Origin of the sequence: Fusobacterium perfoetens (assembly GCF_021531595.1) — a bacterium.
Classification (GTDB): domain Bacteria; phylum Fusobacteriota; class Fusobacteriia; order Fusobacteriales; family Fusobacteriaceae; genus Fusobacterium_B.
Genome location: NZ_JADYUD010000006.1, coordinates 15,900 through 33,378 on the forward strand (window position 1 = coordinate 15,900; position 17,479 = coordinate 33,378).

At 31.5% G+C, this 17,479-nt stretch carries 13 protein-coding genes; 9 read left to right on the forward strand and 4 right to left on the reverse strand.

The window, feature by feature from the left end:
- Window positions 1-22 precede the first annotated feature (22 nt).
- From infB to I6E17_RS04645, 9 genes are all read left to right on the forward strand, one after another.
- Window positions 23-2,125: a translation initiation factor IF-2 gene (gene infB, locus I6E17_RS04605; protein ID WP_235235859.1), complete on the forward strand. Its 2,103-nt coding sequence runs from the start codon at window positions 23-25 to the stop codon at window positions 2,123-2,125.
- 42 nt (window positions 2,126-2,167) lie between these two features.
- Window positions 2,168-2,533 (forward strand): 30S ribosome-binding factor RbfA, encoded by a 366-nt coding sequence (gene rbfA / locus I6E17_RS04610; RefSeq protein WP_176829451.1) that lies wholly within the window; start codon window positions 2,168-2,170, stop codon window positions 2,531-2,533.
- Between the two features lie 12 nt (window positions 2,534-2,545).
- On the forward strand, window positions 2,546-4,231 hold the full coding sequence (gene recJ, locus I6E17_RS04615) for a single-stranded-DNA-specific exonuclease RecJ (protein WP_176829450.1): 1,686 nt from the start codon (window positions 2,546-2,548) through the stop codon (window positions 4,229-4,231).
- Between the two features lie 43 nt (window positions 4,232-4,274).
- Complete coding sequence (gene tig, locus I6E17_RS04620; protein ID WP_176829449.1) at window positions 4,275-5,564, forward strand: trigger factor; 1,290 nt, start codon at window positions 4,275-4,277, stop codon at window positions 5,562-5,564.
- A 144-nt stretch (window positions 5,565-5,708) separates the two neighbouring features.
- Window positions 5,709-6,284, forward strand: a complete 576-nt coding sequence (clpP, locus tag I6E17_RS04625; protein WP_176829448.1) for an ATP-dependent Clp endopeptidase proteolytic subunit ClpP — start codon at window positions 5,709-5,711, stop codon at window positions 6,282-6,284.
- 20 nt (window positions 6,285-6,304) lie between these two features.
- Window positions 6,305-7,549: an ATP-dependent Clp protease ATP-binding subunit ClpX gene (gene clpX, locus I6E17_RS04630; RefSeq protein ID WP_235235861.1), complete on the forward strand. Its 1,245-nt coding sequence runs from the start codon at window positions 6,305-6,307 to the stop codon at window positions 7,547-7,549.
- 6 nt (window positions 7,550-7,555) lie between these two features.
- The gene (gene lon / locus I6E17_RS04635) at window positions 7,556-9,871 is read left to right on the forward strand and encodes an endopeptidase La (protein ID WP_176829446.1); all 2,316 of its coding nucleotides are present in this window, start codon (window positions 7,556-7,558) and stop codon (window positions 9,869-9,871) included.
- Between the two features lie 14 nt (window positions 9,872-9,885).
- Complete coding sequence (yihA, locus tag I6E17_RS04640; RefSeq protein WP_176829445.1) at window positions 9,886-10,494, forward strand: ribosome biogenesis GTP-binding protein YihA/YsxC; 609 nt, start codon at window positions 9,886-9,888, stop codon at window positions 10,492-10,494.
- Window positions 10,494-13,154 (forward strand): valine--tRNA ligase, encoded by a 2,661-nt coding sequence (locus tag I6E17_RS04645; RefSeq protein ID WP_176829444.1) that lies wholly within the window; start codon window positions 10,494-10,496, stop codon window positions 13,152-13,154. The genes yihA and I6E17_RS04645 overlap by 1 nt, the downstream gene beginning before the upstream one ends.
- 102 nt (window positions 13,155-13,256) lie before the next feature.
- Here the strand turns inward: I6E17_RS04645 and brnQ are convergent, their stop codons facing one another.
- The 4 genes from brnQ to I6E17_RS04665 all read right to left on the reverse strand — a co-directional run bounded on the left by brnQ (window position 13,257) and on the right by I6E17_RS04665 (window position 17,473).
- Window positions 13,257-14,552: a branched-chain amino acid transport system II carrier protein gene (gene brnQ / locus I6E17_RS04650; protein ID WP_176829443.1), complete on the reverse strand. Its 1,296-nt coding sequence runs from the start codon at window positions 14,550-14,552 to the stop codon at window positions 13,257-13,259.
- Between the two features lie 441 nt (window positions 14,553-14,993).
- Window positions 14,994-15,701, reverse strand: coding sequence for an ABC transporter ATP-binding protein (locus I6E17_RS04655; RefSeq protein WP_328225708.1), 708 nt, complete (start codon window positions 15,699-15,701; stop codon window positions 14,994-14,996).
- 25 nt (window positions 15,702-15,726) lie between these two features.
- Window positions 15,727-16,506 carry an ABC transporter ATP-binding protein gene (locus I6E17_RS04660; protein ID WP_176829441.1) on the reverse strand — a complete coding sequence of 260 codons (780 nt, stop codon included), beginning with the start codon at window positions 16,504-16,506 and terminating at the stop codon, window positions 15,727-15,729.
- On the reverse strand, window positions 16,496-17,473 hold the full coding sequence (locus tag I6E17_RS04665) for a branched-chain amino acid ABC transporter permease (protein ID WP_235235863.1): 978 nt from the start codon (window positions 17,471-17,473) through the stop codon (window positions 16,496-16,498). Before I6E17_RS04665 ends, I6E17_RS04660 begins: the two co-directional genes overlap by 11 nt.
- Window positions 17,474-17,479: the final 6 nt, after the last annotated feature.

Here is a 17,479-nt window from a genome sequence, read left to right on the forward strand (position 1 = left end):
GTTAAGGAGGTGCTTAGTTTTAATGAAAGTAAGAGTACATGAATTAGCTAAGAAGTATGAAATAGGAAATAAAGAATTTTTAAGCCTTTTAAAAGATTTAGAAATAGAAGTATCATCTCATCTTTCTGGACTTTCAGAAGATCAAGTTGATAAAATAAAAAGCCATTTCAGTAAAGATGAAAAAGCTGCTGATAATGAAAAAGCAGGGAAAAAGAAAAAAAAGTCAAAAATAAAAGAGAAAAGTAAGGAGCCAGTATTGGAGTCAAAGAAAGATAAGAATAAGAAAAAGAAAAAAGGAAGAAGAACAGATTTCTTTGTAAAAAAAGCTGATACTGAAGTAGGAACAGTTGTAGAAGAAGATGGAATTAAAATAATAAAAATGAGAGGAGAAATGACTTTAGGAGAGTTTGCTGAAAAATTAAAAATAAACAGCTCTGAAATTATAAAAAAACTTTTCCTTAAAGGACAAATGCTTACAATAAACAGCCCTCTTAGCATAGAACTTGCAGAAGAGATAGCTGCTGACTATGATGTTCTTGTAGAACAGGAAGAAGAAGAGGAAATAGCATTTGGAGATAAATTTGCCCTTGAAATAGAGGACAAAGAGTCAGATCTTCAAGAAAGAGCTCCTGTTATTACAATAATGGGACATGTTGACCACGGTAAAACATCTCTTCTTGACGCAATAAGAAAAACAGAAGTAGTTGCAGGAGAAGCAGGAGGAATCACTCAAAAAATAGGTGCTTATCAAGTAACTAAAAATGGAAAGAAAATCACTTTCGTAGACACACCAGGTCACGAAGCGTTTACAGATATGAGAGCAAGAGGAGCAAAGGTTACTGATATAGCTATACTTGTTGTAGCAGCAGATGACGGAGTAATGCCTCAAACAATAGAAGCTATATCTCATGCTAAAGCAGCAGGAGTTCCTATTATTGTTGCAATCAATAAAATAGATAAACCTGAAGCTAATCCAATGAGAGTTAAACAAGAACTTATGGAACATGGACTTGTTTCAGTTGAATGGGGGGGAGATGTAGAGTTTGTTGAAGTATCAGCAAAAGCTAAAATCAACCTTGATATACTTCTTGAAACAATACTAATTACAGCAGAAATTCTTGAACTTAAAGCAAATCCTAAGAAAAGAGGAAAAGGTGTTGTTCTTGAATCTAAACTTGATCCAAAAGTTGGGCCAGTTGCAGATATTCTAGTTCAGGAAGGAACTGTAAGAATAGGTGATGTTATTGTTGCTGGAGAATCTTATGGAAAAATAAGAGCATTAATGGACGACAAAGGAATGAGAGTAAATAGTGCAGAAATGTCACAGCCAGTGGAAATAATTGGATTTAACAGTGTTCCAGAAGCTGGAGATACTATTTATGTTATTCAAAATGAACAACATGCAAGAAGAATAGTTGAAGAGATGGCAAAAGAAAGAAAAATGGCAGAAACTGGTAAGAAAACTATAACTCTTGAGTCTTTATCAGAAAGTTTTGACAATGAAAACTTAAAAGAACTTAATCTAATCTTAAGAGCAGATTCAAAAGGTTCTGCACAAGCTTTAAAAGAATCTTTAATGAAACTTTCTACAAATGAAGTAGCAGTTAATATTATTCAGTCAGCTCCTGGAGCAATAACTGAAAGTGATATTAAACTTGCTGAAGTTTCAAGTGCAATCATTATAGGATTTAATGTAAGACCTACTACAAAAGCTATAAAAGAAGCTGAAGTATCAGGAATAGAAATAAGAACATCTTCTATTATTTATCAAATTATAGAAGACATTGAAAAAGCACTTACAGGAATGCTTGAACCTGAATTCAAAGAGATGTATCTTGGAAGAATTGAAATTAAAAAAGTATTCAAGGTTGCAAAAGTTGGAAACATTGCAGGATGTGTTGTTGTAGACGGTAAAGTAAGAAGAGATTCTAATATAAGAATAGTAAGAGATGGAGTTGTTGTTTACGAAGGAAAACTTGCATCACTTAAGAGATTTAAAGACGACGCAAAAGAAGTTGTTGCAGGTCAGGAATGTGGACTTGGTATTGAAAACTTTAATGATATTAAAGAAGGAGATATCGTAGAAGCATTTGATATTCAGGAAGTAAAAAGAACTCTTAGATAATAAGAGCCATGCAGCCTTCTATGCAGAATGGAGGTATAAAAAATGAGAAAACAAAGATTAGCATCTATAGAAAAAGAAGTCTTAAGAGTTATCTCAACAGCTCTTTTAGAGGATGTAAAAAACCCTAAAGTAAAAGGGATGGTATCACTTACTAAAGTAAGAGTTACTGAAGATCTTAAATTTGCAGATCTTTATTTTACAATTCTTTCAATGGAAGGACTTGAAGTAAATAAAGAAAGAGTTGAAGAGGGGCTTAATGAGATAAGAGGATTTTTAAGAAAGAAAGTTTCTGAAGAACTTAATCTTAGATTTATTCCTGAAATGAGAATAAAAATAGATGATTCTATAGAATATGCAGTTAAAATTTCTAAACTGCTTGACGATATTAAAAAGAAACAGGAAGAATAGGACAGATAAGCTATGATATGGAAAAATAATAATATTTCAGATTCCATTGTAGCAGAAAAAGCAGATGCTTGGAAAACTTCCAAAATATTAACAAGACTCTTATTAAATAAAAATTTAGTTGAAAAAAAAGATGTGGAAAGATTTATAAATCCCAGTCTTGACCAGTTGAGAAATCCCTTTGATTTTGAAAAAATGGAAGAAGCTGTGGAAAAAATCATAAAATTGAGAGAAAAAAAACAGAGGATTTATATATATGGAGATTATGATGTAGATGGAATTACAGCAGCCTCGTTTCTTGTTCTTGTAATGAGAGAAATAGGAATAGATACAAGATATTATATTCCTAGCAGAATGGAAGAAAATTATGGACTTGATAAAAAGACTATAGATTTCATAAATGAAAGAGACGGAAAAATGGTAATAACTGTTGATACTGGAGCTAATTCTATAGAAGATATAAGATATGCTCAGAGTATTGGAATAGAAGTTATTGTTACAGATCATCATAAATCTGCAAAAGAAAAATCAGATGAAGAATATATTCTAATAAATCCGAAGCTAAGTGAAAATTATAAATTTAAATATTTATCAGGAGCAGGTGTAGCTTTAAAACTTGCTCAAGGTATATACAGAAAACTTGGAATATCAGAAGAGAGACTATATAAATATCTTGATATAGTAATGATAGGAACAGTTGCTGATGTTGTGCCAATGACAGATGAAAATAGAGTTATAATAAGTAAAGGGCTTCAGGTTTTAAAAGAAACAAAGGTAAAAGGTCTTGTTTATCTTATAAGATATCTTAAATTTCAAAATAAGAATATAAACACAACTGATGTAAGCTATTTTATATCTCCTCTTATTAATTCTCTTGGAAGAATAGGTGTTTCTAAAATAGGAGCAGATTTCTTCATAGAAGAAGATGATTTTAAAATCTACAACATAATTGAAGAGATGAAAAAAACCAATAAAATAAGAAGAAAACTAGAAAAGAAAATATATGATGAAGCAATTGAAATTCTAGAAAAAGAAAATAGGACAAAAGAGATGTCATATATATTTCTGACTTCTAAAAACTGGCATCCCGGAGTAATTGGAGTTGTATCTTCAAGGCTAAGTATAAAGTTTGGTGTTCCAGTTATATTGGTTGCAGTAAAAAACGGAGTGGGAAAAGCATCATGTAGAAGCAACAATGGTGTAAATATTTTCAACATATTTAAAGAGATGGAAAATAAACTTGTCCGTTTCGGAGGGCATGATCTTGCAGCAGGATTTATTGCTGAAACAGGAAAGCTTAAAGAAATTGAAGAAAAATTTGCAGAAGAGATAGAAAAGCTTAAAACTGTAAGAGAGGAAAAGGTTATTGATGTTGACCTTGAACTTTCTATAGATAAAATAAATGAAGAACTTCTGGAAGATATAAAGCTTCTTTCACCATATGGGTTGGATAACCAACAGCCTTTATTTATGGACAGAGGTGTTCACATAAAAAATATTGAAAAATTTGGTGTTGAAGACAGACACTTTAATGGAATAATTGAAAAAAATAAAAAAGAATATCCTTTTATTGCATTTAACCTGTCTAATGAAATAGAACACAGAAATATAAAAGATGAATTTGATATTGTATATTATCCTGAAAAGGTTAATATAAAAGGAAAAGACAGATACAGTATCAAAATAAAAAGCATAAAATAAAGTTTATAAATAAAGTTAGTAAAAAACACTTAAGGAGGAAAAGATGAAACACGAAATCAAAAAACTTGAAAAATCTGCAGTAGAGATTGTAATGACTTTATCAAAAGAGGAGTTTGCTCCAATAAAAAATGAGATAGTTAAAAATGCTCAAAAAACTGTAGAAATTCCAGGATTCAGAAAAGGACATGCTCCTATTGACCAAATTGAAGCTAAATATGCTGAAGGAATAAAAGAGGAATTAACAGATAAAGTGTTAAAAAAATACTTTGGAGAAGTTGTAACAGCTGAAGGATTAAAACCAGTAAGCCCAATGTACAATGTAAATGTTAAAATGGACGAAGAAACTTTTGAAGTAACTTGTTCTGTTGATGTTTTCCCTGAAGTAACTTTAGGAGAATACAAAGGAATTGAAATAGACAAAGCTGTATTTGAAATGACAGATGACAAATTAAATGAAGAAATAGAAAGAATGCGTAATGCAAAAGCTCAATTAAAAGATGCTGAAGATGGATACCAAGCTCAAATGGGAGATACAGTTGATTTAGCATTTGAAGGATTTATAGATGGAGTTGCTTTTGAAGGTGGAAAAGCTGATTCTCACTTATTAAAACTTGGAAGCAAAATGTTTATTGACAACTTTGAAGATCAATTAGTAGGATACACTAAAGGACAAGAGGGAGAAATAACTGTAACTTTCCCTGCTGAATACCATGCAGCTAACCTTGCTGGAAAACCAGCTGTATTCAAAGTAAAAATCAATGCAGTTAAATTATTAGAAAAACCTGAATTAAATGATGAATTTGCAAAAGAATGTGGATTTGAATCAGTTGAAGATTTAAAAGCTAAAAAATATGAAGAAGTTGCAAAAAGAGGAGAAGAAAACGCTAAAAACGAAAACAGAGGAAGAATGCTTATAAAAGTAACTGACGGTGCTAAAGTTGAAGTTCCTCAAAGCTTAGTTATAAGAGAAGTTGAAGCTAAAATTTCTGAACTTGAGCAACAACTTATGATGCAAGGAATGGACTTAAACGGATACTTAAAAATGACTGGAATGACAATAGATTCTATCTATAATCAATTAGCTCCAATGTCTGAAAGCAAAGTTAAAATGGACTTAATCCTTGACAAAATAGCTAAAGTTGAAAACTTAGAAGTTTCAGAAGAAGAAGTAAAAGAAAAAGCTGAAGAAGTTGCAAAAATGTATGGAATGACTCCAGAAACTCTTAAAGAAGAATTAGACAAAACTAAGAGATATGACAACTTCATTGAAAGCTTAAAAACAGATTTATTAATGAGCAAAGCTATTGAACTAATTGAAAATAACGCAAAATAGTTTTATACTTAATAAATAACAAAATAATTTAATTGGGAAGAACCGCTGCATATTTTTAATGTAGCAGTTCTCTCCCCTTTAAATAAGAAATAAAATATTTTTAACAGAAATCTTTTATTTTTTATTTAAGGAGGAGATAAGAATATGTACAATCCAATAGTTATAGAAAATACAAGTTACGGAGAAAGAAGTTATGATATATATTCAAGACTGTTAAAAGACAGAATAATATTTTTAGGGACAGAAATAAATGATAATGTTGCCAATGCAATAGTGGCACAGCTTTTATTTTTAGAAGCAGAAGATCCTGAAAAAGATATTACTATGTATATAAACAGTCCTGGAGGAGTTGTAACTGCAGGAATGGCAATATATGACACAATGAATTATATAAAACCAGATGTTCAGACAATATGTGTAGGACAAGCAGCAAGCATGGGAGCTTTTCTTCTTTCAGCTGGTGCAAAAGGAAAGAGATTTTCACTTGAAAATTCAAGAATAATGATACATCAACCTTTAGGGGGAACTCAAGGTCAGGCAGCTGATATAGAAATTCATGCTAAAGAAATATTAAGATTAAAGAAAAAATTAAGTGAGATTTTAGCTGAAAACTGTGGAAAAACAGTTGAAGAAGTTTACAGAGATACTGACAGAGATAATTTTATGTCTGCAGAAGAAGCTGTAGAATATGGTCTGATAGACAAAGTTATAAAGAGATAATCATAAGAGAGGAGAATAAGATGAAAAAACCGGAATGTTCTTTTTGTGGAAGAAGTCAGGAAGAAGTCGGAGGAAAACTTTTTTCAGGAATGAACGGAGCTTTTATATGTAAAGATTGTATAGAAGCTTGTTATGATATGCTGGATTACTCTCTTGCAGAGGAAAAAATAAGAGAAGGTTCTTCTTATGACGAAATAGAAACAGAACTTCTTACACCAAAAGAAATAAAAGCAAAACTTGATGAATATGTAATCGGTCAGGATGAAAGTAAAAAAGTTTTGGCTGTTTCAGTATATAATCACTATAAAAGAATAAGACTAGCTGATGAAAGTGACAACAGTGTAGATGTACAAAAATCAAATGTACTTATAATAGGACCTACAGGATCAGGAAAAACACTTCTTGCACAGACATTAGCAAGAATACTTAATATACCTTTTGCTATAGCTGATGCTACAACACTTACAGAAGCAGGATATGTTGGAGACGATGTTGAAAATGTTCTTGTAAGACTTCTGCAATCTGCAGACTATGATGTTGAAGCAGCAGAAAGAGGAATAGTATATATAGATGAGATTGATAAGATAGCAAGAAAATCTGAAAATATGTCAATAACAAGAGATGTTTCAGGAGAAGGAGTACAGCAAGCACTTCTTAAAATAATAGAGGGAACAAAGTCACAAGTTCCACCTATGGGAGGAAGAAAACACCCTAATCAGGAACTTATTGAGATAGATACTAAAAATATTCTTTTCATTGTTGGGGGAGCTTTTGAAGGACTAGAAAAAGTTATATCAAAGAGAACACAGCAGAAAAGTTTAGGTTTTGGTGCTGATACAAGCAGAATAAAAAGAGGAGAAGAGGGAGAAGTTCTAAGAAAAGTTACTCCTGAAGATCTTATTAAGCAAGGAATAATTCCAGAGCTTGTAGGAAGACTTCCTCTTGTTACAACACTTGACAGCCTTAATGAAGAAGCTCTTTTAAGAATACTTGTTGAGCCTAAAAATGCTATTGTAAAACAATATCAAAAATTCTTTGAAATGGAAGGAATTGAACTTGAAATAACAGAGGGAGCTTTAAGAGAAGTTGCTAAAAGAGCAATGGCAAGAAGAATAGGAGCAAGAGGTTTAAGAGCAATTCTTGAAAATACAATGCTTGAACTTATGTATGAAGTTCCTTCACAAGAAAATGTAGAGAAAGTAATTGTTGATATAGATGGACTTGATGATTACAAGAAAGTTCAGATAATCAAAAAGGAGGGATAATAGCTTATGGAAAATAGATTACCGTTTCTGCCTACAAGAGATTTAGTTATCTTCCCTGGAGTAGTAACACCTGTATATGTTGGAAGAGAAAAGAGCATGAAGACTCTTGAAAAAATAGGAAACAGCGAAAACAGCAAAATGCTTTTTGGAATGCAGAAAGATACAATGAAAGAAGAGCCTAAACTTCCTGAAGATGTATATACAACAGGAGTTATTGTTAATGTTCTTCAAACTGTAAAAATGCCTAACAAGACAGTAAAAATTCTTGTTGAAGCAGAAAATAGAGTTCTTTTGGAAAATCCAAAAGAAGAGGAAGATGGATCATATACATCAGGATATATAATGCTTGAGTGTAAAAATTCAGAATCTAAAGAAACTCTTGCAGTATATAGAAAAGTCATAGAATATTATGAAAAATATACTAAGTTTTTAGGGAAAACACTTCCTGAAGTCCTTGTGACTTTAAAATCAACAAAAGATTTGAACAGTGGTTTTGATTTAATCGCCAATAATTTATTTATAGATTCAAAAGATAAGCAAAAAATACTTGAAGTTCTTGATATTGAACAGAGAGGATATATGATTCTTGACTTTCTTTCAAGAGAAATTGAAATAAATGAAATTGAAAAGAAAGTGGAAGATAAAGTAAGAAATAAAATGAATGATGCTCAGAAAGCATATTATTTAAAAGAAAAAATAAATGCTATGAAAGAGGAAATACAGGATTATACTCCTGAAGACGATAATTCTGATTTAGCAGATAAGATAGAAAAAGCTAAGCTTCCTGCAGAGGTTAAGAAAAAAGTAGACGAAGAATTAAAGAAAATGAGTAAAATGCCTGCTTTTTCAGCTGAAGCATCAGTATCAAGAAATTATATAGAAACACTTCTTGAACTTCCATGGAGAAAAACAACAAAAGATGACTTGGATATAGAAAGAGCATCATCTGTCCTTGACAGAGATCACTATGGACTTAAGGAAGTAAAAGAAAGAATACTTGATTATCTAGCAGTAAAAAAACTTAATCCAAAAATGAAAGGAACAATAATTTGTCTTGTAGGACCTCCTGGAGTAGGTAAAACATCTCTTGCTAAATCTGTAGCAGATTCAATGGGCAGAAAATTTGTAAGAGTTTCACTTGGAGGAGTAAGAGATGAAGCTGAAATAAGAGGACATAGAAGAACATATATAGGATCTATGCCTGGAAGAATAATGAAAGCAATGAAGCTTGCAGGAGTAAAAAATCCTCTTATTCTTCTTGATGAATTAGATAAAATGTCAAGTGATTTTAAAGGAGATCCAGCATCAGCAATGCTAGAGGTTCTTGATCCAGAGCAAAATATTCATTTTGAAGATCATTACATAGATGTTCCTTATGATTTATCTCAGGTATTTTTCCTTGCAACAGCAAATGATTTAAGAAATATTCCTGAACCTCTTATAGACAGAATGGAGATTATATCTCTTTCTTCATATACTGAGTATGAAAAACTTCATATTGCAAAACAATATCTTGTAAAACAGCTTCAAGAAGAAAATGGATTAAAAGATATAAAAATAACTATATCAGACAATGTAATTTTAAAAATTATAAATGAATACACAAGAGAGGCTGGAGTAAGAAGCCTTAAGAGAGAAATAAACAATCTTTTCAGAAAACTTGCAAGAAAAGTTGTGAAAGAAAAACTTGATAAAGTTACAGTTAATGTAAATAATCTTGAAAAGTATCTTGGAAAAGCTAAATTTAGACCAGAAAAGATGAAAGAAAGAAGTTATAAAGTAGGGATAGTAAATGGACTTGCATGGACAGCAGTTGGAGGAGTGACTCTTGAAGTTCAGGGAGTTTTAATTCCTGGAAAAGGAACTCTTAATCTTACAGGAACTTTAGGAAATGTAATGAAAGAGTCAGCAGAAGTTTCATTTACTTATGTAAAATCAAACTTTGCTAAATATAATATAAATGAAAAAGAATTCCTTGAAAATAAAAATATTCACCTTCACTTCCCAGAAGGAGCAACACCTAAAGACGGACCTTCAGCAGGAATAACTATAACTACTGCAATTCTTTCAGTTCTTACTGGAAGAGAGATAAGACAAGATATAGCAATGACAGGTGAGATTACAATAACAGGAGAAGTTCTTCCAATAGGAGGAGTGAAAGAAAAAGTTATAGGTGCTCATAGAGCAGGAATAAGAGAAGTAATTCTTCCTGAAGACAACAGACCTGATATTGTGGATATTCCTCATGAAGTAGCAAAAGATATGAAAATAGATTTTGTAAAAAATTATGATGAAGTTGAAAAATTAGTTTTCAAAAAATAAAATAGGAGAGAGCTATGATAATAAAACAAGCAGAATTTGTTAAATCTGCTGTATATGAAAAAGATTATCCTGAAGAACTTTCCAACATAGAATTTGCTTTTGTAGGAAGGTCAAATGTAGGAAAATCTTCTCTTATAAACAGCATAACAAGAAGAGGAAAACTTGCTAGAATAAGTAAGACTCCAGGAAGAACTCAGCTTATAAATTATTTTATAATAAATAATGAATTTTTCCTTGTAGATTTACCAGGATATGGATTTGCTAAAGTTCCTAAAGCTATGAAAGCTGAATGGGGACAAACGATGGAAAGATATCTTGCAAGCAAAAGAAAAAAACTTGTTTTTGTTCTTCTTGATATAAGAAGAGTTCCCACAGCAGAAGATATGGATATGCTTCACTGGCTTGATCACTTTGATATTCCATTTAAAATTATTTTTACTAAAATGGATAAAGTGTCAAATAATGAGAAGTTTAAATGTTTAAAAGCAATAAGAACTAAGCTTGAATTTCATAATGAAGATGTATTTTTCCATTCTTCATTAAAAGATACAGGCAGAGATGAAATATTAGATTATATTGAAGAAGTTTTAAATGAAGAAAAAATAAAACAGGAGGGAAATTAATGAAAGAACTGGAAAAAATCTATTCTCCTAGTGAAATTGAAAAAAAATGGTATAAGCACTGGGAAGAATCTAAGTATTTTGCTGCTACTTTAGATGATGGTAAGGAGAACTATTCAATAGTCATCCCTCCTCCAAATGTAACAGGAATACTTCATATGGGGCATGTTTTAAATAACTCTATTCAAGATACTCTTGTAAGATACAACAGAATGACAGGAAAAAATACTTTATGGCTTCCAGGATGTGACCATGCTGGTATTGCAACTCAAAATAAAGTAGAAAGAAAACTTGCTGAAGAAGGACTTACAAAAGAAGATTTAGGAAGAGAAGAATTCTTAAAAAGAACTTGGGAATGGAAAGAGGAGCACGGAGGAATAATAACTAATCAGCTTAGAAAACTTGGAGCTTCACTTGACTGGGACAGAGAAAGATTTACAATGGACGAAGGACTTTCAGAAGCTGTAAGACATATATTTGTTGATTTATATAATGATGGACTTATTTATCAGGGAGAATATATGGTAAACTGGTGTCCAAGATGTGGAACAGCTCTTGCAGATGATGAAGTTGACCATGTGGAAAAACCTGGAAATTTCTGGCATATTAAATATCCTGTAAAAGATACAGACAAGTTCCTTATAATTGCAACTACAAGACCAGAAACAATGCTTGCCGATGTTGCTATTGCAGTAAATCCTAATGATGAAAGATACAAAGAATTTGTAGGTAAGAAAGCAATACTTCCATTAGTAGGAAGAGAAATAGAAATTATAGCTGATGAATATGTTGATATGGAATTTGGAACAGGAGCTTTAAAAATTACTCCTGCTCATGATCCTAATGACTTTAACATTGGAAATAAATATAATCTTCCAATTATAAATATGATGACAGCTGATGGAAAAATCGTAGAAGATTATCCAAAATATGCAGGGCTTGATAGATTTGAAGCAAGAGAAAAAATCGTTGAAGATTTAAAGGCCGAAGGATATCTTGTAAAAATAGAGCCACATAATCATAATGTAGGAACATGTTATAGATGTGGAACTATAATTGAACCAAGAGTTTCTAAACAATGGTTTGTAAAAATGGAACCTCTTGCAAAAAGAGCTCTTGAAGTAGTAAGAAACGGCGAAATTAAAATAATGCCTAAGAGAATGGAAAAAATATATTATAACTGGCTTGAAAATATAAGAGACTGGTGTATTTCAAGACAACTTTGGTGGGGACACAGAATACCTGCATGGTATGGACCTGACCAAAAAATGTTTGTTGCAATCAGTGAAGAAGAAGCAATGAAACAGGCAGAAGTTCATTATGGAAAAAAAGTTGAACTTGTTCAAGAAGAAGATGTTCTTGATACATGGTTCTCATCAGCACTTTGGCCTTTCTCAACTCTTGGATGGCCTGAAAAAACAAAATCTCTTGAAACTTTCTATCCTACTTCAACACTTGTAACAGGTGCTGATATTATATTCTTCTGGGTAGCAAGAATGATTATGTTTGGACTTTATGAAATGGATGAAATTCCATTTAAAAATGTATTTTTCCACGGAATAGTAAGAGATGAAATAGGAAGAAAAATGTCTAAATCTTTAGGAAACTCTCCTAATCCTTTAGATCTTATTGAAAAGTATGGAGCAGATGCTATAAGATTTGCGATGATATATAATACTTCTCAAGGACAAGATGTTCATTTCTCTGAAAAACTTATTGAAATGGGAAGAAACTTTGCAAATAAAATGTGGAATGGTTCAAGATTTGTTATTATGAACCTAGAAGGATTTGATCCAACAAAAGTTGATAAGTCAAGACTTAAATATGAGCTTGTTGATAAATGGATATTCTCAAGACTTAACGAAACAGCAGCAGAAGTAGCAGATAAACTTGATAAATTCCTTCTTGATGAAGCAGCAAAAGCTGTATATGAATTTTTAAGAGGAGATTTCTGTGACTGGTATGTTGAAATGGCAAAAATAAGACTTTACAACTCTGAAGATGCTGATTCAAAACTTACAGCACAATATGTGTTATGGACAGTTCTTGAAGCAGGAATGAGACTTCTTCATCCATTTATGCCTTATATAACAGAAGAAATCTGGCAGACAATAAAAGCAGAAGGGGATACAGTAATGCTTGCACAATATCCTGTTGCTGATGAAAGATTAATAGATAAAGATGCAGAAAAATCTTTTGAATATATTAAAGAACTTATTTCTTCATTAAGAAACATAAGAGCAGAAGCTGGAATTTCACCTGCAAAACCAGCAAAAGTTGTAATCAAATCTTCTGATGACAGTGAACTTGAGACAATAAAAGAAAACTATTTCTTTATAACAAGACTTGGAAATCTTGAATCTATTGAATATGGAAAAGATATGGAAAAACCTGCTCAAAGTGGATTCAGAGTTACAGGAAATTCAGAAGTATATATGATACTTACAGGTCTTCTTGATGTAGAAGCAGAAGTTAAAAAATTACAAGCTCAGCTTACTAAAGTTGCAGCTGAACTTGAAAAGATGAATGCTAAACTTTCAAATGAGAAGTTTACTTCAAAAGCTCCTGCTCATATTTTAGAAAGAGACAGAAGAATTCAGAAAGAATACCAAGATAAATTTGATAAACTTTCTGAAAATATTAAAGAATTACAAAATCAATAATCATAAAAAAGGACGGTTTTTTAGCCGTTCTTTTTTAATAGAAAGAATGTTAAAATAAAAAAACCTGCTATTTTTAAGCAGGCTTTCTATATAAAAAGTTTATTATTTTTCAGTTTTTGCTTTTAATTTAGCAGCTTTTCTAATAGGAGCAGCTACAGAACCTATAATAATACTGATTAAACATGGAAGAACCCATACAAATCCTTCTTTTGCAAGAGGGATATTTAAAAGAGCATTTGAAAGAGAAGTAATTCCGAAAGTACTTGCTCCAACTTCAAGTGTAATTACAACAAGAGTTGTATATGTTGCTAGTCTGTAAACAAGAACATGACTTACTCCAAATATATTTAAAAGAATAAGAATGATTGTAACAGGATATAAAATACATAAAACAGGAACAGAAAGTTTTACTATAAAGTCAACTCCTTCTATTGCAACAACACCAGAGAAGACACAGATAATAACTGACCATACTTTATAAGATATAGGTGTAAATCTTGAGAACCAGTCACTTGAAATAGCAACAAGCCCTACAGATGTAGTAAGACATGCAGTTGCAACACAGATACCGAAAGCAATTTTTCCAGCAGAACCAAGAGTAACTTCAGCAAGATAAAGAGCAGCACTTGTAGTAGAGAAAGTTCCTACACCACTTACTTTTGCTCCAAGGAACATAAGACTGAAATAGATAAGTCCTAAACCAATTGCTGCAATAAGACCTGAACCAGATAAGAAATATCTTTGTTCTTTTTCATCAGTTATTCCTTTTCCTTCAAGACCTTTAACAATGACTACACCAAATATAACAGAAGCAAGAGCATCCATTGTTTGATAACCACTTACAAATCCTTTTGAGAATACACTTGTAATATGTTTATCAACTGCAGTTCCAATGTCTCCAGTAATTCCAAGTATAGCTATTGCAGCAAGAATAACAAGAATAATAGGAGTTAAAAATTTTCCAATAATATCAGTTATTTTTGATTCTCTTATAACAAGAATAAGAGTAAGACCAAAGAAAAGCACAGCTGTAATAATAGAAAGCATTTTTGGATCAGTATTTGGAAAAGAAGGAAGAACTCCCATTTCAAAAGTAGTTGCTCCAGTTCTTGGAATAGCAAATAGAGGTCCTATTACAAGAACAAGGGCTGTACAATAAAGAGTATTAAATCTTGAAGAAATTTTTACAGAGAAATCTTCAAGTCTTCCTACTTTTGTGAAAGCAAGAACTCCAAGAAGAGGAAGTCCTACACCTGTTAATAAAAATCCTATTCCTGCAAGAAGCCAGTCTTTTCCCATTTCAATTCCAAGAGAGGGAGGGAAAATAAGGTTCCCAGCACCAAAGAACATAGCAAATAAAGCAAAACCTAAAATTAAAACTTCTTTTTTCCTATTCATAAAATCCTCCTAAAAGTTGTTTAAAATAATTATTCACACTAATAAAAAAACAGCCGTAGTAAATTAGGCTGTTCATAATTTTAAATATAAGTTTAAAACATCAAATAAGTGTGTTTTGTATAACTTAAGGAATTCCTAATATACTTTAGAGTTCATATTCAATTTAATGCTTTGTATGACTATCAGGCTTAATATGAATATGACTGCTATGTGTAACATGTGAAACTCCTTTTTTAAAATATTTGTTTATTACATGAAAATTTTATCAAAGAAACAAAAGCATGTCAATAATTATTTTTTTCAATTCTTATAAATAAGAAAATATATGGATGTAATAGTTAATTTTATATAGAGATAAAAAGAATGAAAAAAAATAAAAAATCACTTAAATTTTATAACAAAAGTATGAAAAATTTGTTACAAATCTTTTTAATCTCTTTATTATGCTCCAAGATAAGCTTTTTTAATATCAGGATTATTTAAAAGTTCTTGAGCAGGTCCTTCAAGAGTAATTTTTCCTGTTTCTATAACATAGGCATAATCAGCAATAGAAAGTGCCATTTTTGCATTTTGTTCAACAAGAAGGATAGTAACACCATCTTCTTTTAATTTTTTAATGACAGAAAAAATTTCTTTAACAAAAAGAGGAGAAAGTCCCATTGATGGTTCATCTAAAATTAAAAGTTTAGGTCTGCTCATAATAGCTCTTCCCATAGCAAGCATTTGTTGTTCTCCTCCTGAAAGAGTTCCTGCCATTTGATTTTTCCTTTCTGACATTCTTGGGAAATCTTTATAGAATTTTGCTCTGTCTTTCTCAAGGTTTTCAGGAGTGTCTTTAACAGTAAAAGCTCCTAGTTTAAGATTATCTTTAACTGCAAGCCTTGAAAAAATTCTTCTTCCTTCAGGAACTTGAGCAATTCCAGCTTGACAGATTAAGTGTGGTTTTTCTTTTGTAATGTCTTTACCACGGAAGATAATTTTTCCTTGTTTTGACTGAATAAGTCCCGAAATAGTTTGAAGAGTTGTTGTCTTACCTGCACCATTTGCACCAATAAGAGAAACAATTTCTCCTTCTTTTACTTTAAGAGAAACTCCTTTTAGAGCATGGATATTATCATAATAGACATGTAAATCTTTAATTTCAAGCATTGTTTTAGCTTCTGTATTCATAAAATTATTCCTCCTCCTGTCCAAGATATGCAGTGACAACTGCAGGTGTATTGATAACTTCAATAGGATCTCCAGCTGCAATAGTAGTTCCGTGATCAAGAACAACTAATCTTTCACATATTCCAAGAACAAGCTTCATATCATGTTCAATTAAAAGAATTGCAATATTGAAACGATCTCTTATTAAACGGATAGTATTCATAAGCTCTTCTGTTTCAGTAGGATTCATTCCAGCTGCAGGTTCATCAAGCAGAAGAAGTTTTGGATTTGTTGCCATTGCACGAGCTATTTCAAGCTTTCTTTGTTTTCCATAAGGAAGATTTCCTGCCATAGTATCTGCATATTGGTCAAGATCAAAAATCTTAAGAAGTTCAAGAGCTTTCTCTCTTGCTTTCTTTTCTTCTTTCCAATAATTTGGGAAACGGAAAATACCAGTTAATATTCCATATTTCATATTGAAATTATTTGCTACAAGAACATTATCAAGAACAGACATATATTTGAAAAGTCTTATATTTTGGAAAGTTCTTGCAAGACCTTTTTTTACAAGTTTAAATGTTGGAGTTTTTGTTACAGGTTCTCCATTAAAATGATATTCTCCACTTGTAGGTGAATATACTCCTGTAATAATATTGAAAACAGTTGTTTTACCAGCACCATTTGGTCCGATAAGTCCAACAAGTTCATTTTCTCTTATTTCAAGATTAAAATCTGTTACAGCTTTTAATGCACCGAAGGTAATAGAGATGTTTTTTGCACTTAGTACCACTTTATTATTGTTCATCTTTACCCTCCTTATTTTTGAAAAATCTTTTGATAATTGGTGTAATTTGAAATTCTTTACGCCCAAATAATCCAGTTGGACGGAATATCATAGTAAGTATTAATAAAAGTGAATAAATAATCATACGATAATCAGAGAATCCACGAAGCACTTCAGGAAGCACAGTAAGTGCAATTGCTGATAAAATAGATCCAGTGAAACTTCCCATTCCTCCAAGTACAACTATAGTAAGAATATTGATTGAATAGTTAAAGTCAAATTGTTTTGCTCCTAAAATTCCTAGATGATGAGCATATACAGCTCCTGCTACACCTGCAAAAACAGCTGATACAGTGAATGCAAATGTTTTATAATAAGTAGTGTTTACTCCTGAAGCTCCACTTGCTATTTCATCATCACGGATAGAAAGAACAGCACGGCCATGACGGCTTGTCATAAGTGAGAACATCATCATAACAGAAATAATCATTACAAAATAAATTATTGTAAAATTACTGTTTGTACGAGGAATACCACGAAGTCCTTGAGCTCCTCCTGTAAATTTAAAATATTCTATTAGAACTCTTATGATTTCTCCAAAAGCAAGAGTAATGATTGCAAGGTAGTCACCATTAAGTCTAAGAGCAGGAATACCAATAATAATTCCAACTATACCAGCAACAATTCCTCCAATAATAAGAGCTACAATATATCCAGGAAGTCCGTCAATAATACCAGATTTAGAAAAAAGAGCAGCAGCATAAGCACCTACTGACATAAATCCAGCATGACCTATTGTAATCTGTCCAAGGCAACCAACTGTTATATTAAGACTTACTGCAAGAATAATATTGATACAGATAATAATTAATATACCAGTCTGATATCTAGAAATTATTCCTGAACCAATAAGACTTCCAAGAACTGCATAAAGAACCAGAACCAGTATAAGAGTAAATGTGTAACTTAATTTTTTATATTTATCCATGTGAAG